Here is a 23,160-nt window from a genome sequence, read left to right on the forward strand (position 1 = left end):
CCGATCGTGTGGAGCCGAGACGGGCGCTGGTCCACACGGGTGAGAAGCCGCAGGGGCTGGACGGCCGCCGTCGATAGGGTCGCGCGGTGACCTCAACCCCCACCGAGAAGCGCCCCGCCGAAGCCGGCACGCTCGTCGTGCTGGCCTGGAGCGGCGAGGCCCCCGACGGATCCGACATGCCGTACCTGCTGGCCTACTCCCTCGGGGACGCCGAGGGTGGCCCGGAGGCGACCTCCGCCGCCGTACGGCAGCTGCTCGACCGCAACGGCCTGCCCGTCGGCGGCGACCTGGTCGACGGCACCGGCAAGCCCGGCCTGCCCGTCTCCCTGCTCGTCGAGGCCGGCCAGGCCGTCCTCAACATGCCGCAGCTCGTCGCCCAGTGCGACGCCCCGCCGGAGTGGCTCGCCGCCGTCAAGGAACGCGGCTACGCCTACCTGGTGTTCACCACCCGCGCCTGGCCCGAAGGTGAGCCCGGCAAGCCCGTCGAACCCGCCGCGCTCGCCGCGTTCGCCGGCGCCGAGGAGACCCTGACCGCCGCCGCGCACGTCGTCCTGCCGGCCCGCAGCCTGCGCGGCTGATGACCGGGACCCCGGCCGGCGGCAGACGGCTCGGCCCGCTGCTGGTGCTCTCGGGGGCGGCCGGGCTGCTGGCCTCCTGGGTCATCACCCTGGACGAGTTCAAGCTGCTGAAGAACCCGCGCTTCGTCCCCGGCTGCAGCCTCAACCCGGTGGTGTCCTGCGGCAGCGTCATGAAGAGCGACCAGGCCTCGGTGTTCGGGTTCCCCAACCCGATGCTGGGCCTGGTCGCCTACGGCATCGTCGTCTGCGTCGGCATGAGCCTGCTCGTCGGTGCCCGCTTCCCCGGCTGGTACTGGCTGCTGTTCTGGGCCGGCTGCCTGTTCGGCATCGGGTTCGTCTCCTGGCTGCAGTTCGAGTCGCTGTACCGGATCGACGCGTTGTGCCTGTGGTGCTGCCTGGCCTGGGCCGCGACCATCCTGATCTTCTGGTACGTCACCTCCGCCGTCGTACGCCACGGCTTCCTGCCCGCGCCCGGCTGGCTCAGGACCTTCTTCGCCGAGTTCACCTGGGTGCTCGCGCTGCTGCACGCCGGAGTCGTCGGCATGCTCGTGCTCACCCGCTGGTGGGACTTCTGGACGAGCTGACGATGACGAAAGCCGAGGAGGTGACGAGCCGATGAGTGACCAGACGACTATTGCTGCACTCGGGGGAATTGTGAACTGAAGGCCAATTCCGGCTCGTTACGCGGTACGGACGTCGAACCCAGCATCCTGCCCAGCATCCCGAAAGGCACCGTACCTGACATGAAGTCGACCACCCGAGGAACCCTTGCCGCCGTCGTCACGGGCATCGCGGCCGCCGTGGGCGCCACGGCCACGCCCGCCGCCGCCGCGGTGCCCACGGTCCCCGTTCCGGTACCGCTGGACGGTGTCTCGAAGTCCCTCCACACGGAGGTGCCGCAACTGGGCCTGGAGATGCCGCTGATCATCCCCGGCGCGCCGGAGGGCCCCCGCTACGTCCAGGGCCGGCTCCTGCCCGAGCAGGTGCTGCCGCAGGTGCCCCTCAACGGCGCGCTGCCCGGCGCGAACCTGCGCACCCCGCTGCCGCACCTCGTCGGCCAGGGCTTCGACCACCTCAGCCTCGACGCCCCCGCCTCCGCCCTGCGCGCCGTCAGCCCCGGCCTGGCCGCGAAGGCCCCGCTGACCCCTCCCAACCCCGGCAACGCCGGCCTCCCCGCCCTCACGACGCCCGCCCTCGGCGTCATCGCCCCCGTCCTGCAGACGGTCCCGGGCGCCGACCTGGGCCTCGGCCCGGGACTGTAGCGGGACGACCACCCACCGGATGGCCGTCCCCCGGTGACCCCGGCGCCCTTGATCCGGTTAGCGCTGGTGACAGCTGAACCCGGACGAGGAGTGAGCGATGGTCGTCGGTGTCGGTGGCGTGCCGGTGGGTGCCCAGCAACGGGGCGGAGCCAGGGCGGGGAAGCCCTCGCGCAGAGACGCGGCACGGGGGCTGTTCGCCTCGCTCGCCGCCCTGGCACTGGCCCCGGTCGTCGCCGCCTCCCGCCCCGCACCCCCACCGGGCGGCCTCCCCGGCGGCTCCTTCGAGGAGACGTACCGGGGCCGCCGCATCCGGGGCGTGCCCGTCCCGGCGGCCGGAGGGCCGGCGGCGGGAGGGCCGGCGGCGGGAGGGCTCGCGGCGGACGCCGACTGGCAGGTCACCGTCGACGACCGCCCCCTGCACCTGATGCGGCGCGCCGACGGCAGCTGGCTCAGCATGATCGACCACTACAGCTCGTACCCCACCCCGCTGGCGGCGACCCGCGCGGCCGTCGACGAACTGCGCGGCCGGCGGCTGCGGGACCTCGCGCCCGGCCCCAGCGGCGGAGCGCCGGGCCGCATGCACATGGGGGGTGACCATGGCGTACGTGCGTAAGAACGTCCGCAACCTCACCGGCGGCGAACGCCGGCGCTTCGTCAACGCGCTGCTGGAACTCAAGAAGCGCGGGCGGTACGACGAGTTCGTGCGGACGCACATCGACTACTACACCGCCGACGGCGAGACCGGACTGCGCGCCGCCCACATGGCGCCCTCCTTCCTGCCCTGGCACCGCAAGTTCCTGCTGGACCTGGAGCAGGCCCTGCGCGGTGTCGACGACTCGGTGACCGTGCCGTACTGGGACTGGACCCGGGACCGCACGACGACATCCGTGCCCTGGACGAACGACCTGCTCGGCGGCACCGGGCGGCGCTCGGACCGGCAGGTGATGAGCGGCCCGTTCGCCTACTCGGCGGGCCACTGGCCCATCAAGGTGGGCCTCACCGACGGCACGTTCCTCACCCGGGACCTGGGCCGCGCCGCCGCCCCCCTCCAACTGCCCACCCGGCGCGAACTGCAGAAGGCGCTCGACCAGAGCGCCTACGACGTCTCGCCCTGGGACTCCACCGTCACCCGCGGCTTCCGCAACACGCTGGAGGGCTGGGGGACCGGCCACGGCAGCGCCTCGTGGCGCAACCACAACCTCGTGCACCGCTGGGTGGGCGGCGCCATGGTGAGCGGCGCCTCCGTCAACGACCCCGCCTTCTGGCTGCACCACGCCTTCGTCGACCTGCAGTGGCAGCGCTGGCAGCACGCGCACCGCGAGCATCGCTACCTGCCGGCCGAACCGCCCGGCGTCCACGACAAGCAGCACGGCCGGGTCGTCGCCCGGCACGAGAAGCTCCCGCCGTGGAACATCACCCCGGACGAACTGGAGGACCTGAGCCGGATCTACCGCTACGCGTGAACCGCCCGTCCCGGGCGACGCGAGAGCCCCGGCACCTTCAGGTGCCGGGGCCCTCGCGACAGGGTCAGTTGCCGTAACCGCCGGGGGCGCCGGGGGTGCCGGGCATGCCGGGCATGCCGCCCTCGTCGTCGCCGCTGACGTTGGCGCAGATGTTGCCGAACGCCGGGTTCAGCGCACCGATGACGTCCACGGTGTTACCGCAGACGTTGACCGGGACGTGCACCGGAACCTGGACCAGGTTGCCGGACGCGACACCGGGCGAGCCGGCGGCCAGGCCGTGGGCGCCCGCGTCGGCCATCGCCAGACCGGCCCCGCTGATCACCACGGCACCGGTGCCGAGAGCAACGGCGGTTGCCTTCGCGATGCGAGACATCACGTTCTCCTTCAGTAGCTCGGAAAGCGCGGGGGCGAATCCAGCCACCGCACTCCCCCTTCAACGGCTCGGAGCGGGGGTGGTCACGGGTGATCAGCCGCGCATCACCCTTTCAACGGGCCGGGGCTTCCCCCGTGCGGCGGGTACGAGCCGGGGATCCCCCGGGGGAGGGCGGGCGCTGCCGGGGTAGGCGGGGGCGCGCTGCCGGGGACCTCGGCCGGGGTGGGGCCGGGCTCGACGGCACCGCGGTCGCTGAGGCCGGGCCCGCTGGAGGCCACCGGGCTTGCCGGGAGGGGACAAGACACGGTCGCGCTTGCCGGCGCCGGGCTCGCTGGAGCCCGCCGCGCTTGCCAGGGCCCGGCCCGTCGGAGGCCGCCGCGCTTGCTTGAGCCCGCGGGCTTTCCGGGGTCCGGCCCGTCGCAGGCCGCCGCGCTTTCCGGGGCGGATTCGACGGGGCCTCGCTTGCTTGAGCCCGCGGGCTTTCAGGGGTCCGGCGCGTCGGAGGCCGCCGGGCTCGGCGGAGCCGCGCGTGCCAGAGCCCGCGGGCTCGCCGGGGCCCCGTTCGCCGGAGCCCGCTGCTCGCCGGGACCCCGCTCGCCGGAACCCCCTCCGCCCGGAGCCCGCCGCGCTTGCCGGGGCCGGCCCGTTTGGGGCCGCCGGGCTTGCTGGGCCGGGCTCCACTGGACGCGCTGGGCTCGCCGGCAGGTGTCGGGCTCCGCATGCCCGGGGGCTCGGTATGGCGCATCCTGGGCGGGTGGAGCTGAATCGGGTGCGGTCCCGCTCGCGCGCTTCAGGACGCGTGCGCCTCCTCGGGCGAGGGGGCGCGATGTGACGCGGCCCGCGGGCGCCGGCCGGGGGGTGACGGCCTTCGACGGTGTGCCGGCGGCGCTCGTCGACGGGCGCGGCAGGATCGTCTGGTGGTCACGCTCCGCGGCGGAACTCCTGGGCTGGCCCGAGGCCGAGATCACCGGAACCCCTGCGCGGGACCTCCTGGCACCACCGGAAACCCCGGCGCCGCACCACCGCCCCCGTACGCGCCGGCTGCGGCACCGCTGCGGTGAGGTGGTCGAGGCCGACGTACGGATCGAGCGGGGGCCCGAAGGGGACAGCGCGTTCCTCGTCGCCGTACCACCGGACTCGCCGGCCCCCCTCGACGAGGACTCCGCCCTGGCACGCGCCCTCCTCGACCAGGAGCACATGGGCGCCGCGTTCCTCGACACCGGACTGCGCACAGTCCGTACCAACGGCACCTTCGAGGCTCTGTGGCCCGCCGGGACCGACTGGCTGGAGGAGCTGCGGGACGCCAGCGGGGGCGCGAGCGCGCGCTACCTCGTCCGCCGGGCCCTGGCCGGCGGCGCCCCGGTCGTCGGTGCCGAGTACCGGATCGGCCCGCCGGACTCCGAGCGGATGGTCTCCCTCACCTGCCTGCGCATCACCGATGCCCGAGGCAGGCCCTCGGGCGTCGTGGTCGTCGCCACGGAACTCACCGAGCAGTACCGCGCCCACCGCCGGCTCAGCCTGGCCTACGAGGGCGCCGTCGGCATCGGGGGCGCCCTCGACGTCGTGCACTGCGCCCGGGACCTGGCGTCCCTGCTGGTGCCCGCCCTCGGCGACTACGCCTCCGTGGACCTCAGGAAGGACGTCCTGGAGGGCTGGGAGCCGCTGGCCGGATACCACGGCCCGCAGGCGGAGCAGCTGCGCAGGGTCGCCGTACGGGCCGCCGACGGCGCGTGGCCGGCCGCGATGGTCCAGGTCGGCGAGTTCCTGCCGGAGATCCCGGACCGCCCGGAGTTCCAAGGGGTCGCCGTCGGCGAGGGGGTCGTCGTCTCCGATGCCGCGACCACCCGCCGGCTGCTCGGCGACGACCCGCACCTGCTCGCCAAGCTGATGCCGGACGGCATGCGCTCCTCCCTGGGCTGCCCGGTCTACCGGCGCGGCCGCATCCTCGGGTACGTCCTGGTCTACCGCACCACCGACCCGGAGCCCTTCGACTCGGGCGACACCCAACTGCTCAAGGACCTGTGCGCGCGCACAGCCCTGGCCATCGACCACGCGCTGCGCTTCACCCGGGAGCACCACACCGCCGTCGTCCTCCAGCGCAGCCTGCTGCCGCCGTCGGCCGGGGAGAGCGCGGCCGCCGAGACCGACGGCACCTACCTGCCGGCGAGCGGCACGGCGAGCGTCGGCGGCGACTGGTTCGACACCTTCCCCATGTCCTCGCTGCGCCTCGCCCTGGTCGTGGGCGACGTGATCGGCCACGGTCTGCGGGCCACCGCCACCATGGCCCGCCTGCGGACCGCCGTGCAGACCCTCGCCGACCTCGACCTCGCCCCCGACGAACTCCTCACCCACCTCGACGACCTGGTCATCCGCATCGGCGCCGAGGCCGAGGAACCCGACACCGTGGGCGCCTCCTGCCTCTTCCTCGTCTACGACCCCGTCAGCAGGGTCTGCCAGATGGCGTCCGCCGGACACCCCGCGCCCGCCATCGTCCGGCCCGGCCACGACGCCGAGTTCGCCGACTTGGTGCCGGGCCCGCCCCTCGGCGTCGGCGACAACCCCTTCGAGGTGTGCAGCGTCACCCTGCCGCCGGGCAGCGTGCTCGCCCTCTACACCGACGGACTGGTCGGCCGGGGGCTGACCGAGGGACCGGAACGGCTGAGACGGAGCCTCGGCACCCTGTGCGCCGACGGCCTCGGCCTCAAGGAGATCGGCACCCGGATCATCGAGCAGCAGCCGCCCGCCCGGGAGTCCGACGACGACATCACCCTCCTCCTCGCCCGCACCCGCGCCGTCCCCGACGAGGACACCGCCGAGTGGCGGTACACCGCCGACCCGGCGGCCGTGCACGACGCCCGCGACGACATCCGCGCCCAACTCGGCGCCTGGGGGCTCGAAGAGCACGTGTTCGCCACCGAACTCATCGTCAGCGAACTCGTCACCAACGCCATCCGCTACGCCGGCGCACCCGTCACCCTCCGGCTGATCCGCGAGCGCGTCCTCGTCTGCGAGGTGTCCGACCCCAGCAACACCCAGCCCCGGCTGCGCCGCGCCAAAAGCACCGACGAGGGCGGGCGCGGCCTCTTCCTGGTCGCCCAGATCGCCGACCGCTGGGGCAGCCGCTACGGCGTCCACGGCAAGACCATCTGGACCGAGCAGGCCCTCGGCGCCGGCCTCGGGCAGCCCCTCCGGCCCACCGGCACCGCCCGGAAAATCCCGTGAGATCTCCGGGCCCGCCGTCCTAGACTCCCGCGCCATGGACGCCGATACGGACAGGCTTACGGAAACCGGTGCCGACGTGGCCGAGCGGTCCCGGCAGGTGATCGGGCTGCTCGCCGACGAGCGCAGACTGCGCGCCCTCGCCGCGGTGGCGCTGGGCGCGGACAGCGCGGCGCGGGTCGCCCAGGCGGCCGGGCTCGGCGCGAAGGACACCGCACTGGCCCTGCTCCGGCTGCGTGAACAGGGCGCCGTGACCTGCACGGACGGCGCCGACGGCGGGCTGGCCGTCGGCTACGGCCTCTTCCGCGAGCTGGCCCGGCCGGCGCGCTCCGCCGAGGACCGGCCGGCCGACGGGACGGACGCCGTGCTGAACACCTTCGTCCGGGGCGGCCGGCTGGTCCGGCTGCCCGCGCAGTGGACCCGTAAGAAGCTGGTGCTGCGGCACATCGCCGAGGAGACCTTCGAACCGGGCGTGGAGTACCCGGAGCGGATCGTCAACGAGCGGCTGCGCGCCTGGTGCGACGAGTCCGACGACATCGACCATGTGACGCTCCGGCGCTATCTGGTGGACCTGCACCATCTGCACCGGAGCGAGGGCGTCTACCGGCGCCCCGAGGCCGCCTGACCGGCCGGGGTCAGCCGATCGTCCACTGCTGACGCGCGGATCCGCTGTCCGCCTCCTGGGTCACCGTGGCGGCGTCGGCCGTCGAAGCGGTGGTCAGGAGCAGTCCGCTGTGCACCGAGGCCACGGTCCAGGCGCCGTTCGGCAGGCGCTGGACCGTCCAGTGCTGGTTGCCGCCTCCGGTGCAGGTCCACTGGATGACCTTCGCCCCGGGGCTGGTGGAGCCGCCCGCCACGTCGGCGCAGAGTCCCGACTCGGTGTTCCTCAGCTCGTAGGAGCCGTCGGACTGCCGGGTGAACCGCCACCGCTGGTTGGCGCCGCCGTTCGCGGTCCAGGTGATGAGCTGGGTGCCCGCGGTGGTGCTGTGGTCCGGGTCGTCCAGTGCCTTGCCGCCCGTCACCAGGGTGTGGGTGCCGTCGAGCGACGACGGCGCGGGGCCCGTGGCGGTCAGCGTCAGGGTCTGCTCGGCCGCGGTGCGCCCGTCCCCGACGGAACTGCCGCTGGTGTCGGTCCAGAAGCGGGCCGGGGTGGTCTCGGCGAACCGGCCGGAGTCGGCGGACAGCCCGATTACCAGGCCGCTGTAGCGGTTGACGAGCCGGTAGGCGCCGGTGGCGGCGCCACCGGCCGTGGTGCCGGGGATCACCCACCACTGCCGGCCCACACCCGGGCCGCCGGAACCGGCGGCGGTCACCGTCGGCCGGGTGCCCCAGGCGCGCTGCGCCGTACGGGTGGAGTCGACGCCGAGCAGGTCACCCGTGGCGGCGTTGGCGATGCGGTACGAGCCGTCGCCGTCGGCGCTGAAGATCCACGACTGCAGGTCCGAGCCGGAAGCGGTCGCCGACGACGTGGTCGCGGAGCTGCCGGAGACCTGGGCGAGGACCCGGTCGTCGCCGCTCGCGATCCGGTACGCCTTGCTCGTGTCGACCGGAGCGGCCGGCGCGGAGGTGCCGATGCTGACGTTCACGTACTCGCCGGAGGAGCCGCCCGAGCAGCCGAAGGAGCAGTACGAGCGGAACGACTTGCCGACGATGCCCGTGGCGGTCCTGTTCGCGCTGTCCAGGAACCAGCGGTACCAGGACGCCGTGCCGTAGCCGCTGCCCGTGTCCCCGAGCAGCTTCCACTTCTGCGTGGCCAGGTCGTCCGTGGCGTAGAACCGCTGCGGCGCGTCGCCGCTCTGGTCCACGCCCTGCGGCTCACCGATGTACAGGCCCAGGTAGGCGTCGTAGGTGACGTCCATCACGAACAGCGGCGAGGTGGGGGGCGTGGTGCCCGCGGCGATCTGCTGGGCGGCGGTGCCGCTGTTGCCCGGGTCGTACTCCTTGTCCGTGGGCGTGTAGCCGGTGGTGTGGGTCGCGTCGACCGGCACCATGTTGCTTTCCCTGCCGCCCACTCCGGGCTGCGTCCAGGCGCCGTCGTACCACTTCTGCCAGGTGCCCGGCGCCATCTTCCCGGAGATCGGGGCGCGGGCCACGTGCTCGTGGAACGCCTTCCAGCTGCCGCCCTTGTCCACGATCCGGGAGCCGTAGAAGGCGTAGAACCAACCGGACGCGGTGTCCACGAACAGCCGGGGGTCGCCGTCACCGTAGTCGAACGTCTGCTGCGGGAAGGCGGTCGTGTCACCGCGCTTCGTGCTGTACGGCGAGGTGATGACGTGGTTCTTGATGGTCCACGTCCTGCCCTGGTCGGTGGAGACGGCGTAGTCGATGGCGTCGAAGTGGAGGCCGTCGCCGAAGGGCTGCGGGGTGAACTCGTTGTGCACCAGCCCGTACCAGTCGCCGGTGTCCGGGTCCACCCACACGTTCGTCAGGTCGCAGTAGTTCTTCCGTGCGTAGCCCGACCCCGAGGGGGCGTACGTCGCCGTCAGGCCGGTCGGGCTGTTGTCGCACCGCCAGGTGGTGTCGTTGTTCCGGTCGCTGGGGTTGGCCGGGTTCACCGCGTCGCTGATGGCCGACGTGCGGGTGGCGTCGTCCATGGTGGTGCCGGTGAAGAACGTCCACTGCCGGCTGTCGCTCGCGCCGTACAGGGAGTGGGCCTGCGCGAAGTGGAACGTGCCGTCCTTGTCGATGTACGGCGAGGCCGGCGTGTCGTCGGGGTGCGTCCAGGAGCCCTTCGCCCCGACGCTGACGGTGTAGGCGGGACCGGAGGCGGCGGCCGCGGGTGCGGCGGGGGCGGCCAGGGCGCTGCCGACGGTCACGGCGAGCGCCGTGGCGACGACCGCGCCGGCGAGTCTCTTCCGGTTTCTCGGGGGAGTGGACACAGGTGCTCCTCTTCTGTTTCCAGGTGGGGTTCGGGTGGTCAGTCGAAGGTCTCGACGTACTCCTCCGGCGGTCCGAGGGCGGGCCGGTCGTGCAGGGTGAGCCGGTCCCCGAACCGTTCGAGCTCCAGCACGGTCAGCGTGTTCTCGCCCCGGCGCAGCAGCGGGCCCGGGACGTACAGCGTGGTCTGCGGGCCGATCTCCCAGTAGCGGCCGAGGAGGGTGTCGTTGACCCAGACGAAGCCCTTGGCGAAGCCCGGCAGGCCGAGGAAGGTGTCGGCGGGCTCGTCCAGGATCAGCGGTGCCGTGGCGAAGCCCGCGCGGCCGTCGCAGGGCGCGGCCGTCGCGGCGCGGGCGGTGTCCGGCCCGCTCCACTCGTCGAGCGGCAGCCGGTACATCGTCCAGTTGTGCACCAGGCGGCGGTCCACCCGCACCCCGCCGAGGATGCCCTTGCCCTGCCCCAGCAGGGGCCCGTAGTTGATCCGGCCCTGGTTCTCCACCAGCAGTTCCAGGCGCACCCGCTCACCCCGGCCGGCCAGGGCGAACGAGGCGGTCTCCCGGTCCAGTACGGCGACGGGGGCGCCGTCGGCGAACACCTGGGCCCGGTCGTGCAGTCCGGTCACCGTCACCTCGTGCCGGCCCGGCGGCAGCAACGGCTCCGCGGCGTACAGCACCAGTCCGGAGGACTGGCCGAGTTCCTCGAAACTCAGCGGCGCCGCCGCCCGGACCGGTTCGGTCACCGACCGCAGCGCCGTCAGCAGGGCCGCCCGCCGGGTGACCGGCAGGTCGCGGGGCGCGAGCAGGGGCGGGTCGGCGGGCACCGGACGGGTGACGGGCGCGCCGGCCAGGGCGGCGAGCTGCTCGCGCACCGCGTGGAACTTGTCGGTGAGCGCGCCGTGTTCGGCGATCGGGGCGTCCGAGTCGTAGCTGGTGACGGTCGGCCGGAGCGTCTCGCCGTCGTGGTTGGCGCCGGCCCACAGCCCGAAGTTCGTTCCGCCGTGCGCCATGTACAGGCTCACCGAGCCGCCCGACCGGAGGATCCCGCCGACGCCCTCGGCAGCGCCTGCCGCCGGCCGGACGTGGTGCTTCTCGCCCCAGTGGTCGAACCAGCCGTTCCAGAACTCGGCGCAGAAGAAGGGCTCGCCCGGCCGCCGCGAGCGCAGCAGCGCGGCGGCCTGTTCCGGCCGTGACCCGAACGTCACGGCCGCCAGCTCGCCGGGCACCGTGCCCCCGTCCAGCATCAGCGGTGTCGGCCCGTCGGCCGTGTACAGCAGTTCGGTCACGCCCCGCTCCACCAGCGCGTCCCTCACCCAGGCGAGGTAGGTGTGGTCATCGCCGTAACTGCCGTACTCGTTCTCGATCTGCACGGCCACGACCGGGCCGCCCCGGGCCGCCTGTAGCGCGGCGATCCGCGGGACCAGCGCGTCGAACCAGCGCCCGACGGCCTCCAGGAACGGTCCGTGGGAGCTGCGCGGCCGCATGCCCGGGATGCCGGTGAGCCAGGCGGGCAGACCGCCGTTGTCCCATTCGGCGCAGATGTACGGCCCCGGCCGGACGATGACGTCCAGCCCCGCGTCGTCGGCCAGCCGCACGAACCGGGTCAGGTCGCGCCAGCCGTCGAAGCGCACGTCGCCCGGTGCGCGCTCGTGGAAGTTCCACGGCACGTACGTGTCCACGGTGTTCAGGCCGAGGGCCGCCAGCCGCTGGAGCCGGTCGGCCCACTGCCCGGGGTGGACCCGGAAGTAGTGCAGGGAGCCGGAGAGCACCCGGTGGGGACGGCCGTCGCGCCGGAGAGTCCCGTCGGCGAAGGTCAGGGCGGGCCGGGTGGCGGCCGCGGGACGCGGCAGGGACAAGGTCACTTGACGGCTCCTGCGGTCATGCCCGCACGCCAGAACCGCTGGAGTGCGAGGAAGGCGATCAGAAGCGGTACGACGGACACCAGGGAACCGATGACCACCAGCGGGGGAGGCACCGCCACATGGCTGGCGTTCCAGCCGACCAGGCCGACCGTGACCGGCTGCAGGCGGTCGTCGCCGAGGACCATCGCCGGAAGCAGGTAGTTGTTCCAGATCTCCACGAACTGGAACAGGAAGATCGTCACCAGCGCGGGCAGCATCATCCGTACGCCGATGGCCCGGAAGATGCGCAGCTCGCCCGCGCCGTCCAGCCGGCCGGCCTCCAGCACCTCGTCGGGCACGGTCTGCGCGGCGAACACCCGGGAGAGGTAGACGCCGAACGGGCTGACCACGCTCGGCAGCAGCACCGCCAGCGGATTGTCGATCAGATGGACGCCGGAGAACATCAGGTACAGCGGCAGCGTGAACAGCACCTTGGGCACGAGCACGGCCGCCAGCACCGCGCCGAAGATCGCGCCGCGGCCGGGGAAGTCGTACTTGGCGAGGGCGTACCCGGCGAGCGCCGAGAACGCCGTGCCGAGCAGCGCGCCGATCCCGCAGTACAGCACGCTGTTGAGCATCCAGCGCCAGAAGATGCCGCCGTCCTGGCCGCTCAGCCTGGCGATGTTGCCGAACAGCCCGAAGCCGTGGAACCACAGGCCGCTGCCGGAGAACTGCTCGCCGAACGGCTTGGTGGACGACACCAGCAGCCACCACAGCGGGAACAGGAAGTAGCAGGCCGACAGCCCCAGCAACGCCATGACGGCGATCCGGCTCGTCGCGGTGCCGTCCCGCCGTGCACGGACGGGGCGTGCCTTCGTGGTGATCGCGCTCATGCCCGCTCCTCCCGGCCCGTCAGCCTGAAGAAGACGAAGGACACGCCACCCACCAGCAGCGCCAGCAGCACGGACTGGGCGGCCGCGTACGGGTAGTTGCCGGCCGCGACCGCGCTCTGCGCCGACATGATCGGCGTGAACGTGGAGGACACCGAGCCGCCCGACACCGGCAGCAGGACCGTCGGCTCGTTGTACAGCTGCGCCGAACCGATGATGGAGAACACCGTGGTCAGCACCAGCGCCCCGCGGACGAAGGGGATCTTGACGCTCCAGGCGACGCGCAGCGCCGACGCGCCGTCCATCCGCGCGGCCTCCAGCACCTCCGCCGGGATCGACTGCAGCGCGGCATAGATGATGATCATGTTGTAGCCGGCCCAGCTCCACGTCACGATGTTGGCCACCGACCACAGCACCAGATCGCTGTCGAAGAACGGGATCGAGACGCCGAACGGGTGCAGCAGCCGGTTGACCGGGCTCGACTGCGCCGAGTACATGAACGACCAGACCAGCGCCGCGCTCACCCCGGGGATCGCGTACGGCAGGAAGCTCGACAGCCGGAAGAAGCCCTTGCCGCGCGCCGACTTGGAGTCGATCAGCAGCGCCAGGACGAGGGCCGCGCCCAGCATCACCGGCACCTGCACCACGCCGAACAGCGCCACCCGGCCCAGCGAGGACAGGAACGCGCCGTCCTCCAGCGCCCGGGCGTAGTTGCCGAGGGGATCGAACACCTTGGTGGGCGCGGTGAGGCCGAGCCCCGACCGGTGCACGGTGTACAGGCTGCTGACCGCCGCGTAGCCGATGGGCGCGACGTACATCGCCAGGAACAACGCGATGAACGGGGCGCAGAACAGCAGGGGGCGCAGCCGGCGCCGGGGCATCAGCGCGCGCGGCGGGGGCGGGGCCGGGGCCGGCGTGGGGCCGCCGGCCGGGCGGCTCCGGCCCCGGGCCGCCGCCGGAGCGGTTGCGTTGGTCACGGACTCGTTCCTCACTGTGGGTCTGTGGCGCCGGGGGGTGTGACTCGCAGGCCGGGGTCGCCCGGTCATCCGGTGATCTTCAGGCCCTGCTTGTTCATCTCGCCGACCGTCTGGTCCTGCGCCGTGTGCAGGGCGTCGGCGATCGTGCCCTTTCCGGCCCACGCCTTGCCCAGGCCGTCGTCGAGGTCGGCGGCCGTCTTCGTCATCAGCGGGCCCCACGTCCAGTCGGCGTTGACGTGCGCGGACGCCGCGGCGAAGACGTCGTAGATCTTCTGGCCGCCGAAGTACGCGTCGCCGCCCTTCAGTTGCGGCAGGTCCAGCAGGCTCTTGGCGGCCGGGTACAGCGCGGCCTTCTCGACCAGTCCGCCGAACGCGGAGCGGTCGGTGCCGAGCCAGTGCGCGAACTCCCAGGCGCCCTTCGGGTCGTCGCAGCCCTTGAGGACCGCGGTCGAGGACCCACCGGCGTTGCCGGCCTGCCGCGCCCCGTCGGTCCACTGCGGCAGCGGCGCCACGGCCCACTGGCCGGCGCCGTTCTTCGCGCCGCCCTTGATGACGCCGGCCTGCCAGACCGCGCCCACGACGGTGGCGATGTCACCGTTGCCAAGCCCCTTGTACCAGGCCTGGTCGTACATCGGCGCGCTGCTGATCAGCCCCTTGTCGGCCAGGCCCTGCCAGTAGTCGGCGACCTTGTCGTTGGCCCGCGAGTCCATGCTGACCTGCCAGGCGTCGCCCTTGATCCCGAACCAGCCGGCGCCGGCCTGCCAGGCGAGGCCCGCGTAGTCGTAGTCCAGGTACGGCGAGGAGATGTAGCGGTGCGGGCCGGAGGCGTGGATCCTCTCGGCGTCGGCCTGGTACTCGGCCCAGGTCGTGGGCGGCTTCAGGCCGAGCGAGCCGAACACCTTCTTGTTGTAGAACAGCGCCATCGGGCCGGTGTCCACGGGAGCGCCGTACACCGCGCCGCCCAAGGTCACCGACTTCCACGCCGCCGGCTGGTAGTCGCCCCGGTCCGCGGAGGCGTACGCGCTCACGTCGGACAGCGCGCCCTGGGCGGCGAAGCTGGGCAGGGTCTCGTAGCCGACCTGGGCGAGGCAGGGGGCGTTGCCGGCCTTCACCGCGTTGAGCATCTTCTGGTAGCCGCCCTTGGCGCCCGGCTGCACTTCCTGGTAGTCGACGTGGAGGCCCGGGTGGCTCTTGTCGAAGGCGGCGACGGCGTCCGAGTAGCCCGGCGCCCAGCCCCAGAATGTGATCGATGACGTGCCGGACGACGACGTCGATCCCGATCCGGATCCGGAACACCCCGTGGCGGCCAGGACCAGTCCCGCGGCACCCGCGATACCGGCGACGCGCATGATGGAACGCTTCACAGCTCCTCCTGAGGCTGGGTGGAGCGGAGGAGAGGCCTCCGCGAGGCCGCGTGCGCGGCGTGCGGCACTGGGCCCGAACGGACGGGCCGGCGCGCTGTTGGCCGAAACTATGGCAGAGAATGTTATCGATGCCAATGGGGGTGTTCGCTTTGGCTCCGGTGCTGGGTGAACCGCGTGCGGGCAGGGCTGTGGGCGATATCATCGGTGCCCGCGAGGAGGAAGGAACTCATGGCGAAGCAGAAGGCCGGGGTCGAGCGGCCGCCGGGCATGGCCGACGTGGCACGGGTCGCGGGTGTCTCGGCGCAGACCGTGTCCCGCGTGCTGTCCGACCATCCCAACGTGCAGGACAAGACGCGCGCCAAGGTCCTGGCCGCGGTGGACCAGCTCGGCTACCGCCGCAACAACGCGGCCCGCATGCTCTCCTCGGGACGCAGCCGCACGATCGGCGTGGTGACCCTGCAGACGAACTTCTACTCGCGGGCCGCGGTCACCTCCGGCATCGAGCACGCGGCCCAGGCCGCCGGGTACACGGTCAGCACGGCGACCACGACCTCACTCGACACCTCCGCCATCGAGGGGGCCCTGTCCCGGCTGGCCGACCAGGGCGCCGAGGGGATCATCCTCTCCGTTCCCCTCATCCACACCAGCCCCCGGATAGAGCAGCTCACCCGGGCCACCCCCACCATCACGATCGACGGTTCGCGCACCGATGCCACCGAGGTGGTGGCTATCGACCAGACGCTGGCCGCCCGGCTGGCCACGCAGCACCTCCTCGACCTGGGTCACGACACGGTCTGGCACGTCGCGGGCCCCGAGGAGTGGCTGGAGGCCGCGGCCCGGCGCGAGGGCTGGCGCAGCACGCTGGAGGAAGCGGGGCGCCCGGTACCGCCGCCTCTGGAGGGGGACTGGTCACCCGGCTCCGGTTACCGGAACGGACTCATCCTCGCCCGCATCCCGGACGTGACCGCCGTGTTCGTCGCCAGCGACGAGATGGCCTTCGGCGTCATCAGGGCCCTGCACGAGCTGGGCCGGCGGGTGCCGGAGGACATCTCCGTCGTCGGAGTGGACGACATCGAACTGGCCGAGTACTGCTCGCCGTCCCTGACCACGGTCGCCCAGCCGTTCGCCCGCATGGGCGCCCTCGCCGTGGCCCATCTGCTGCGCCTCATCGCCGAACCGGGCGCGATGCCCGAGCCGGCCTCGGTGGAGCCGCAACTCGTGGCCCGGGCCAGCACGGCGCCCGCGAAGGGCGGGGGAGCTGCCTGAGGGGCGCGGGCACCCGCGGGGCGACGCACGCTTGGCCCGCGGGCATCACGTGCCCCCACCAGGCCCCGTCCCTTCCTTCCCGCGCCGTACTCGCCGTCAGGCGCCCGGCCCGGCCTGCTCCTTCTTCCGCAGCAGCACCAGGACCCCGCCCCCGATCACGACCAGGCCGATGGCCAGGCCGGTGATCAGCGGGGTGATCGCGGAGCCGCCCGTGTCGGCGAGGTTGGTGCCGGTGGCCGCCTTGCCGCCCACCGTCGCGGGGCTGGGCTCGCTGAGGGTCTGGGTGCTCTCACCCGTGATCGCGCCCTGCGTCCGGCAGTCGAGGACCCCGGTGAAGCGCCGGATGAAGCCGTTGGGCCCGGTGATCGTGAAGTCGTAGGGCTGGTCCTCCTGGAGCGGGATGGTCACCGTGCGGGACGCGGCCGCCGGGATGGTGTGCTCGGTGCCCATCAGCTCGAAGGTGAAGGGCTGGTCGCCCTTGTTGACGGCGGTGATGTCCACCCCGCCCCTGGCGCAGTCCTTCCGGGCCGACAGGGCCGGTATGGCACCCTTCGAGGCCCAGGTGGCCGTCGTCGTCGCGGACACGGTGGACTCGCTGGAACCGGCCAGGATCTGCGTCTGGCTGCGGCTCTCGGCGGTGAAGGCGCGTCCCACCGGAACGGTCGTCGACGCCTGCACCGTCAGCTGGGCCGTCCCGGCCGCCGCGTCCTCCGGCACGTCGAAGTACAGCTCGCTGCCGTCCTTCACCGACGTGAGGACCTTGCCGGTCTTGTCGATGATCCGCACCCCGCTGGTGGCCGCGTCCGCCGGCGGGATCACCGTCACACCGCGCGCGTTGGTGTGCACGGTCACCGGGCCGAGCAGATCACCCGGACGGCCGGACACCGCGGGCGGGTCCAGTGTCAGCGACGCCCGGGGCTCGGCGCCGCCGCGGGCGCTCCGCTCCAGGTAGTCGGCGAGCTTCTCGGCGCGCGGGTCGACGGCGTCGACCTTCGCATGGTCCGAGTAGCGCCAGATGGCCACCTGGGTGCCGGCCGCCGCGTCCTGCTCGGTCAGGCCGCGCGCGCCCGCCTTCCGGGCCAGGGCGGCGAGATCGTTGACCTGCGGGTAGGAGTGCTGCAGGATCCAGCGGATCCGGCCCGCGTCCTTGTTGGCGCCCAGGGACGTGCCGCTCCACGGCGTCTCGTGGTACCTGGCGTCGCGCTGCGTCGGGTTCTGCAGATCGACGCAGTACGTCTGCAGGGTGCCGCCGCCGTCCACGGACATCTCGAACAGGCCCGCGGCCACCCGCTGGTCGCCGCCGTCCTGATGGATCACGGCCTCGCCGTACGTCTTGAGGCCGTTGATGGTGGCCGTCGCCCCGCCCTGGGTCTGGGTCTCAGGGGTCCCGTCGGCGAGGGCCGTACCGGCACCGGACAGCACGCCCGCGGCCGCGAGGCCGGACACCAGCGTCACCGCGGCGAGCCGGGTCACTCCGGCGGGCCGGAAGAGCCCAGAGAACGCAGCAAGCACAGAATTCCCCTTCGAGCAGGACCCGTTGGACGTGGGGGACGGTCCCACCAGCAGAATCGGCGGCCCCGAGGGGCACGCCCGGCATCCTATGATCACGCGGACGCGCCTTGCCGGTCAGATCGTCCGACGGGCGATCCGATCCGGAATCGTTATCCCGGCGCCCGCACTTGAGCTGCGACTTATCGACAAATCCACTGGTGAGCGGGGTGCGTTCGCCAGGCGTGCGCCGATAAGTCCCGTTGGGGATGGATGGGGAGGGCGGCCCGGGTTGCCCGACAGCCTCCTCTCCGCCCCTTGCCGCCCCTCGCCGCTCCCTGACGTCATGTCACTGCTGCTGGCTCACGCCGCGGTTGGTTCTGCTCCTGCTCCTCCTCCCGTTCCCGCTCCCGCGCCTGCTCCTGTTCGGTTTCCGGGGCCGGCGTCGGCGGTGGGGTCTCCCAGTTCGGCTCCGGGCGGGCCGCCGTCGCCGGTGACTCCGTCGGTGTTTCCGGCCTGGCCGCGCGGCGGAACACCGCGGTGCCGCGCGCGAGGTCGTGGCCGATCGCGACCGCGTCGATGTCAGCCGACGTCCAGGTCGGCTGCCCGTCCCGCATCTCCGAGCGCACCTTCAGCCGCCCCTGCACGACGACGGGGTGCCCCACCTCCACCGAGGCCATCAGGTTCACGGCGAGCTGCCGGTTGGCCCACACCGTGAAGAAGTTGGTGTGCCCGTCGGTCCAGGCGGCCTTCTCCCGGTCCCAGTAACGCGAGGTCACCGCCAGGCGGAACCGTGCCGACGGTCCCGCCGCCAGCTCCCGGTACACCGGCCGCGTCGCCACGTTCCCCACTACGCAGACAACTGTCTCGTTCATCGTCCGTACCCCTCCCTCGCCCGGCCCCTTCCGGCCGGGCGGACACGCGTACGGGCCCGTCCCGTACGGCTGCCGTCTCCGTCGTGCCGCCGCGTACGTCGCCGTCGTCGCCGTACGCACGCCACCGCACGCCCCGCCGATCGCGAACGCCGCCGGATCCCCGCTCCCGGGAACCGGCGGCGCGATCGCCGTGGGACCAGACTGCCTCCGTCGGGACGAGCCCGCTGAGCCCTGTGGACCACTCCTCACATGTGGAAAACTCCGTCACCCGGACGAGTGATCCGGGCGCAGCAGGAGCCGTCTCACCCCGTCTGGACCACCCGCCCGTACTGCTCCCGGACCTCCCGGTACCGCAGCAGCTCGGCCGCCACCGGATCCAGTACCCGGGCCCGCCCGCAACTCGCGGCGGCCTCCCGCAACCGGCGTTCCGCCTCCAGCCCGTAGCGCCGTGCCGGCCCCCGGGCCACCATCCGGCAGCCCCACTCCACCAGCGGCCCGCCGACGATGCCCGCCACCATCAGCAGCACCGGCACCCACAGGTTCGGCGCCATGATCCCGGCGATCTGGCCGGCCAGCCACAGGCCGCCCACGATCTGCAGCAGCGTCATCGACGCCTGGACCAGCACCGCCGCGGGCCACCAGCCCGGCCGGGGCGGCCGCCCCGGCGGCAGCCCGGCCCGCGACGCCAGCTCGTCCAGCGCCTCCGACAGGCCCAGGGAGCCCCGTACGGCGGCCTCGCGCACCGCCTGCGCCCATGGCGCGGGCAGCCCCGCCGAGGCCCGCTCGGACACCGTACGGACCGCCTGCTCCACGCGCTGGCGTGCCGTGGCCTCCTCGTCGGTCTGCGTCCGCAGCGCCATCCGGCCCGTCGAGGGTTCGCCACGGTTCTGGTACCAGCGCCACAGCCGCAGCCAGGGCGTGCCGCAGGCCCGGTTGGCGTTGCGCAGCCAGGCCCGTTCGGCGGCGTCACCGGCCGCCCCCGCGCCGACCGCGTCGGCGAGCCGTGCGGAGAACTCCTCCCGGGCGTCCTCGCTGAGACCGATGCGCCGGCCCGCCGCGTACACGGGCCGCAGGCCGGCCGCGGCGGCGTCCACGTCGGCGGCGATTCGGCGGCCCGCCGCGCCGCGTTCCGTCACGAAGTGGCTGAGCGAGTCGCGCAGTTCGCCGACGCCCTCGCCGGTGAGCGCGGACAGCGCGAGCACGGTCGCGCCCGGCTCCCCGTGCTCGCCGAGCGCCACGCCGTCCTCGTCGAGCAGCCGGCGCAGATCGTCCAGGACCTGGTCGGCGGCTTCCTCGGGTAGCCGGTCGACCTGGTTCAGCACGACGAACATGACCTCCGCGTGCCCGGCCATGGGCCGCAGGTAGCGCTCGTGCAGGACGGCGTCGGCGTACTTCTCGGGGTCGACGACCCAGATCACGGCGTCCACCAGCCGCAGCACCCGGTCCACCTGCTCGCGGTGCTGCACGGCCGCCGAGTCGTGGTCGGGCAGGTCGACCAGGACGAGCCCGCGCAACTGCTCCTCGGCCTCCGGGCTCTGCAGCGGCCGTCGGCGCAGCCGTCCCGGAATGCCGAGCCGGTCGATGAGGCTCGCCGCGCCGTCGCTCCAACTGCACGCGATCGGCGCGGCGGTGGTCGGGCGCCGTACCCCGGTCTCCGAGATGGCCACCCCGGCGAGCGCGTTGAACAGCTGCGACTTGCCGCTGCCGGTGGCGCCCGCGATGGCGACGACGGTGTGCCGCCCGGACAGCTTGCGCCGGGCGGCCGCCTCGTCCAGGACCCGGCCCGCCTCGGCGAGCGTGCCGCTGTCCAGCCGGGTGCGGGAGAGGCCGACGAGTTCCCGCAGCGCGTCCAGCCGGGAGCGCAACGGGCCGTCGTACGCCAGCGGGGCGGGGGCACGGGAGTCCCCGCGCCGCTTCTCCTGCGCCAGGGCCCGCTCGGAGGCGGCCGTGGTGGCGGGCGTGTTCTCGGTGACCCGGCGCGCGATGAGGCCGTCGTCCCAGGCGTCGCCGGCTTCGTCGGGACCCTGGGCGTCGCGGGTGGGGGAGGCGGCGTCCGGGGTGACGTCCGGGGTGACGTCGGTGTCCGGCTTGTCGGTGCCGGGACGGCCGGCGGCTGTACGCCCGCCGTCGTTGCCGGCCCCGAGGGCCTCGGCGCCTTCGCCGTGCCGGCTGTCCCGGCCGCCGCCCTTGCGGTCCTCGTGGCCCTCGCGGTCCTCGTGGCCCTCGCGGTCCTCGCGGCCCTTGCGGTCCTGGCTGGGCTCGTCGCCCGGCACGCGCGCGTGGGGCGCGTTCTCGCTGTCGTCGCCGGTCTTCTGCGCGGGAACGGGGTCGGCGCCGGCGTCGGCGTCCTCGTCCGCCTCGCGCGCGGCGGTCGGCTCGCCGCTCTCGCGCCCCAGACCGTCCTCCGGGCCCTGACCGGCGTCGCCCCCGTCCGAAACCTTGGCCCCAGCCCCAGCCCCAGCCTCAGCCTCGGCTTCGACGGAGGCGGTCACGCGGGCGGAGTCGTCGCCGCCGTCAGCGCAGCCGTCGGCGGGCTCGTCATCCTCCAGGAGGAGACTCCGCCCGCTCTCGCTGGAGGCCTCTTTCTCCCCCTCATCGTCCGCTCGACCGGTGAGGCTGATGAGATCCGTGCGCTCGACGCGTTCACGGCCGACGCGTTCACGGCCGACGTGATCGCGCTCGTCGCGCTCGGCGTCCGGCACATGAACGGCGTGATCGGTGTGATCGCTGTGGTCCCTGTGATCCGTGTGATCCATGTGATCGATCTGACCCATCTGGTCCATCTGGTCCGTGTGGTCCTGGTCAGTGACGGCGGTCACCGGTCACCTCTCCTTCAGCAGTACGGACAGCGCGGCGATGAGTTCGGCCTGCGGTTCGGGCTGGACGTCGAGGGCGTCGAGCGGGGCGAGGCGCCGCTCGCGTTCGATGTGCATGACGCGGTCCACGTAGTCGTCGAGGAGCCGGCCGGCCCGCTCGCGCAGCCGCAGCGCCCCGTTGGCGCCGATGCGTTCGCCGAGCCGCTCGCCCGCGTTCCGGGTGCGGCGGCCGCCGAGCAGCGCGGTGGCGACGAGCGCGGCGACCACCTCGGCGTCCGGGGCGACGCTCCGGTCCAGCCGGCGTACCTCGTCCTCGGCGTACTCCTCCAGCTCGCGCCGCCATCGCCGGACGGCGAGACCGATGCGGTGCTCGGCCTGTTCCAGGGACTGGTCCCGGTCGGCGAGTCCCGCGGTACTCGCGGCGGGCTCGCGGCGCCAGGCGTCGTCGACGCGCTCGTCGGCCGCAGTGACCGAGCACAGCAGCAGCGCGGACAGGCTGCCCACGAGGGCGTTCAGCAGCTCTCCCGCGGTGCAGTCCAGGGGGTAGGCGCGCCAGCGCTTGAGCGCGTCCCCGGCGAGCACGGCGCCGTTCTGGAGCCGGCCACGCACGCGTGCGTGCTCGGCGTCGTAGGCGCTGTCGACGGCGGAGGTGAGACGCAGCGCGGCCGAGTACTGGGCGGCGGTCGCACCGGCCAGCTCGGGCATGCGGGACTTGAGCGAGTCGAGCAGGCCGTGCACCGTGCGGGCCATGACCTGGTTGCGGGAGGCGGTGTCATGGGCGTGGTGCACCAGCCAGCTGCGCAGCGGGGCGACGGCCGTGGCGGGCAGCAGGCCCCCGCCCCAGGCCGACTCGGGCAGCTCGGGCACCGTGAACCGGGGTACGTCGCCCAGGCCGGCCTTGGTGAGAAGGGCGCCGTACTGCCGGGAGACCTCGGAGACGACCTGGTGCGGCACGCGGTCGAGGACGGTGACGAGCGAGGCGTCGTACTCCTTGGCGGTGCGCAGCAGGTGCCAGGGGACGGCGTCGGCGTAGCGGGCGGCCGTGGTCACCATGATCCAGATGTCGGCGGCGCAGATCAGCTCGGCGGCGAGGACCCGGTTGTCAGCGACGAGCGAGTCGATGTCGGGGGCGTCGAGCAGCGCGACGCCGCGCGGCAGGGTGTCCGCGGTCTCCAGGCGCAGTACACGCGTCGGGTCCTGGCCGGGCGGCAGCAGCAGGTCGTCGGCGGGGTCCTGATGGGGCACCCACGCGCGGGTGAGGCCGGGCAGCACCCGCTGGTCGCTGAACCAGTGATGGTCCTCCGGATGGCAGACCAGAACCGGCGTCCGGGTGGTCGGCCGCAGCACTCCCGCCTCGCTGACGCGGCGCCCCACCAGTGAGTTGACGAGCGTCGACTTGCCCGCGCCGGTGGAGCCGCCCACGACGGCCAGCAGGGGCGCGTGGGGTTGCCGCAGCCGCGGCACCAGGTAGTCGTCGAGCTGGGCGAGGAGTTCGTCGCGGTTGGCACGCGCGCGTGGGGCGCCCGCGAGGGGCAGCGGAAAGCGCGCGGCGGCGACACGGTCGCGCAGGGCGGAGAGCGTGTCGAGCAGCTGAGGCCGTACGTCCAAGGTCACCACATGCGAAGAATGCCCAATTTTAGGGGAATTCTGAAGCATATAGACATGTCTGCGCGCCGACGGGACACAACGGGCGGAAGGGATGACTGGGACGCGGGCACAGTCAAGGCATAACGAGTGCACAACACCCGGTGCGCCGACGGCCAAAAGCGGTGCACGATTCGTACCTGCCTGCGATTATCAGGACCGCTTCACCGAACCTCCACATCGAGCCACGGAGGCGAAGCGACAGGGGCAAGGAACGGGGAGCTTTATCCT

At 73.2% G+C, this 23,160-nt stretch carries 18 protein-coding genes; 8 read left to right on the plus strand and 10 right to left on the minus strand.

Annotated elements, in window-relative coordinates; all coding sequences use genetic code 11:
- Positions 1-86: 86 nt before the first annotated feature.
- The 5 genes from DBP14_RS23430 (at position 87) to DBP14_RS23450 (ending at position 3,303) form a co-directional block, all read left to right on the plus strand.
- Positions 87-578 (plus strand): DUF5949 family protein, encoded by a 492-nt coding sequence (locus DBP14_RS23430; RefSeq protein ID WP_129309114.1) that lies wholly within the window; start codon positions 87-89, stop codon positions 576-578.
- Entirely contained in the window at positions 578-1,162 is a 585-nt protein-coding gene (locus DBP14_RS23435) for a vitamin K epoxide reductase family protein (RefSeq protein ID WP_129309115.1), read from the plus strand. The genes DBP14_RS23430 and DBP14_RS23435 overlap by 1 nt, the downstream gene beginning before the upstream one ends.
- A 159-nt stretch (positions 1,163-1,321) precedes the next feature.
- The gene (locus tag DBP14_RS23440) at positions 1,322-1,840 is read left to right on the plus strand and encodes a hypothetical protein (RefSeq protein ID WP_129309116.1); all 519 of its coding nucleotides are present in this window, start codon (positions 1,322-1,324) and stop codon (positions 1,838-1,840) included.
- Positions 1,841-1,937: 97 nt separating this feature from the next.
- On the plus strand, positions 1,938-2,453 hold the full coding sequence (locus DBP14_RS23445; protein ID WP_129309117.1) for a tyrosinase family oxidase copper chaperone: 516 nt from the start codon (positions 1,938-1,940) through the stop codon (positions 2,451-2,453).
- A complete protein-coding gene (locus tag DBP14_RS23450; protein WP_206739330.1) occupies positions 2,437-3,303 on the plus strand; it encodes a tyrosinase family protein in 867 nt (288 codons plus the stop codon). Before DBP14_RS23445 ends, DBP14_RS23450 begins: the two co-directional genes overlap by 17 nt.
- 64 nt (positions 3,304-3,367) lie before the next feature.
- Here the strand turns inward: DBP14_RS23450 and DBP14_RS23455 are convergent, their stop codons facing one another.
- Positions 3,368-3,676 carry a chaplin gene (locus DBP14_RS23455; RefSeq protein WP_129309118.1) on the minus strand — a complete coding sequence of 103 codons (309 nt, stop codon included), beginning with the start codon at positions 3,674-3,676 and terminating at the stop codon, positions 3,368-3,370.
- Between the two features lie 828 nt (positions 3,677-4,504).
- On the opposite strand from DBP14_RS23455, the gene DBP14_RS23460 reads away from it, so the two are divergent.
- On the plus strand, positions 4,505-6,898 hold the full coding sequence (locus tag DBP14_RS23460; protein WP_129309119.1) for a SpoIIE family protein phosphatase: 2,394 nt from the start codon (positions 4,505-4,507) through the stop codon (positions 6,896-6,898).
- Between the two features lie 34 nt (positions 6,899-6,932).
- The gene (locus DBP14_RS23465) at positions 6,933-7,520 is read left to right on the plus strand and encodes a DUF2087 domain-containing protein (RefSeq protein ID WP_129309120.1); all 588 of its coding nucleotides are present in this window, start codon (positions 6,933-6,935) and stop codon (positions 7,518-7,520) included.
- Positions 7,521-7,530: 10 nt separating this feature from the next.
- Here the strand turns inward: DBP14_RS23465 and DBP14_RS23470 are convergent, their stop codons facing one another.
- The 5 genes from DBP14_RS23470 to DBP14_RS23490 form a co-directional block, all read right to left on the minus strand.
- The gene (locus DBP14_RS23470) at positions 7,531-9,774 is read right to left on the minus strand and encodes an RICIN domain-containing protein (protein WP_129309121.1); all 2,244 of its coding nucleotides are present in this window, start codon (positions 9,772-9,774) and stop codon (positions 7,531-7,533) included.
- A gap of 38 nt (positions 9,775-9,812) precedes the next feature.
- Positions 9,813-11,630, minus strand: coding sequence for a glycoside hydrolase family 35 protein (locus DBP14_RS23475; protein ID WP_241741013.1), 1,818 nt, complete (start codon positions 11,628-11,630; stop codon positions 9,813-9,815).
- The gene (locus DBP14_RS23480) at positions 11,627-12,502 is read right to left on the minus strand and encodes a carbohydrate ABC transporter permease (RefSeq protein ID WP_129309122.1); all 876 of its coding nucleotides are present in this window, start codon (positions 12,500-12,502) and stop codon (positions 11,627-11,629) included. The genes DBP14_RS23475 and DBP14_RS23480 overlap by 4 nt, the downstream gene beginning before the upstream one ends.
- Positions 12,499-13,380, minus strand: a complete 882-nt coding sequence (locus DBP14_RS23485; RefSeq protein WP_129312043.1) for a sugar ABC transporter permease — start codon at positions 13,378-13,380, stop codon at positions 12,499-12,501. Before DBP14_RS23485 ends, DBP14_RS23480 begins: the two co-directional genes overlap by 4 nt.
- Positions 13,381-13,541: 161 nt before the next feature.
- Positions 13,542-14,840 carry an extracellular solute-binding protein gene (locus DBP14_RS23490; protein WP_241741014.1) on the minus strand — a complete coding sequence of 433 codons (1,299 nt, stop codon included), beginning with the start codon at positions 14,838-14,840 and terminating at the stop codon, positions 13,542-13,544.
- 228 nt (positions 14,841-15,068) lie between these two features.
- Here DBP14_RS23490 and DBP14_RS23495 point away from each other — a divergent pair, with 228 nt between their 5' ends.
- Entirely contained in the window at positions 15,069-16,106 is a 1,038-nt protein-coding gene (locus DBP14_RS23495) for a LacI family DNA-binding transcriptional regulator (protein ID WP_129309123.1), read from the plus strand.
- 96 nt (positions 16,107-16,202) lie between these two features.
- Here the strand turns inward: DBP14_RS23495 and DBP14_RS23500 are convergent, their stop codons facing one another.
- The 4 genes from DBP14_RS23500 to DBP14_RS23515 all read right to left on the minus strand — a co-directional run bounded on the left by DBP14_RS23500 (position 16,203) and on the right by DBP14_RS23515 (position 22,902).
- Positions 16,203-17,618, minus strand: coding sequence for a TQXA domain-containing protein (locus tag DBP14_RS23500; RefSeq protein ID WP_206739331.1), 1,416 nt, complete (start codon positions 17,616-17,618; stop codon positions 16,203-16,205).
- A 320-nt stretch (positions 17,619-17,938) separates the two neighbouring features.
- The gene (locus tag DBP14_RS23505) at positions 17,939-18,469 is read right to left on the minus strand and encodes a single-stranded DNA-binding protein (RefSeq protein ID WP_129309124.1); all 531 of its coding nucleotides are present in this window, start codon (positions 18,467-18,469) and stop codon (positions 17,939-17,941) included.
- Positions 18,470-18,771: 302 nt separating this feature from the next.
- Positions 18,772-21,288: a GTPase gene (locus DBP14_RS23510; RefSeq protein WP_129309125.1), complete on the minus strand. Its 2,517-nt coding sequence runs from the start codon at positions 21,286-21,288 to the stop codon at positions 18,772-18,774.
- A 3-nt stretch (positions 21,289-21,291) separates the two neighbouring features.
- Positions 21,292-22,902 carry a dynamin family protein gene (locus tag DBP14_RS23515; RefSeq protein ID WP_129309126.1) on the minus strand — a complete coding sequence of 537 codons (1,611 nt, stop codon included), beginning with the start codon at positions 22,900-22,902 and terminating at the stop codon, positions 21,292-21,294.
- Between the last annotated feature and the right edge of the window lie 258 nt (positions 22,903-23,160).

It is taken from the genome of Streptomyces sp. L2 (assembly GCF_004124325.1).
Taxonomy (GTDB): Bacteria; Actinomycetota; Actinomycetes; order Streptomycetales; family Streptomycetaceae; genus Streptomyces.

Excerpts from the sequence above, each read along its gene's own strand:
- DBP14_RS23465 (WP_129309120.1), top strand. The coding sequence starts at position 6,933 with ATGGACGCCGATACGGACAGGCTTACGGAAACCGGTGCCGACGTGGCC.
- DBP14_RS23440 (WP_129309116.1), top strand. The coding sequence starts at position 1,322 with ATGAAGTCGACCACCCGAGGAACCCTTGCCGCCGTCGTCACGGGCATC.
- DBP14_RS23455 (WP_129309118.1), bottom strand. The coding sequence starts at position 3,676 with ATGTCTCGCATCGCGAAGGCAACCGCCGTTGCTCTCGGCACCGGTGCC.
- DBP14_RS23495 (WP_129309123.1), top strand. The coding sequence starts at position 15,069 with ATGGCGAAGCAGAAGGCCGGGGTCGAGCGGCCGCCGGGCATGGCCGAC.
- DBP14_RS23435 (WP_129309115.1), top strand. The coding sequence starts at position 578 with ATGACCGGGACCCCGGCCGGCGGCAGACGGCTCGGCCCGCTGCTGGTG.
- DBP14_RS23505 (WP_129309124.1), bottom strand. The coding sequence starts at position 18,469 with ATGAACGAGACAGTTGTCTGCGTAGTGGGGAACGTGGCGACGCGGCCG.
- DBP14_RS23450 (WP_206739330.1), top strand. The coding sequence starts at position 2,437 with ATGGCGTACGTGCGTAAGAACGTCCGCAACCTCACCGGCGGCGAACGC.
- DBP14_RS23485 (WP_129312043.1), bottom strand. The coding sequence starts at position 13,380 with ATGCCCCGGCGCCGGCTGCGCCCCCTGCTGTTCTGCGCCCCGTTCATC.
- DBP14_RS23445 (WP_129309117.1), top strand. The coding sequence starts at position 1,938 with ATGGTCGTCGGTGTCGGTGGCGTGCCGGTGGGTGCCCAGCAACGGGGC.
- DBP14_RS23480 (WP_129309122.1), bottom strand. The coding sequence starts at position 12,502 with ATGAGCGCGATCACCACGAAGGCACGCCCCGTCCGTGCACGGCGGGAC.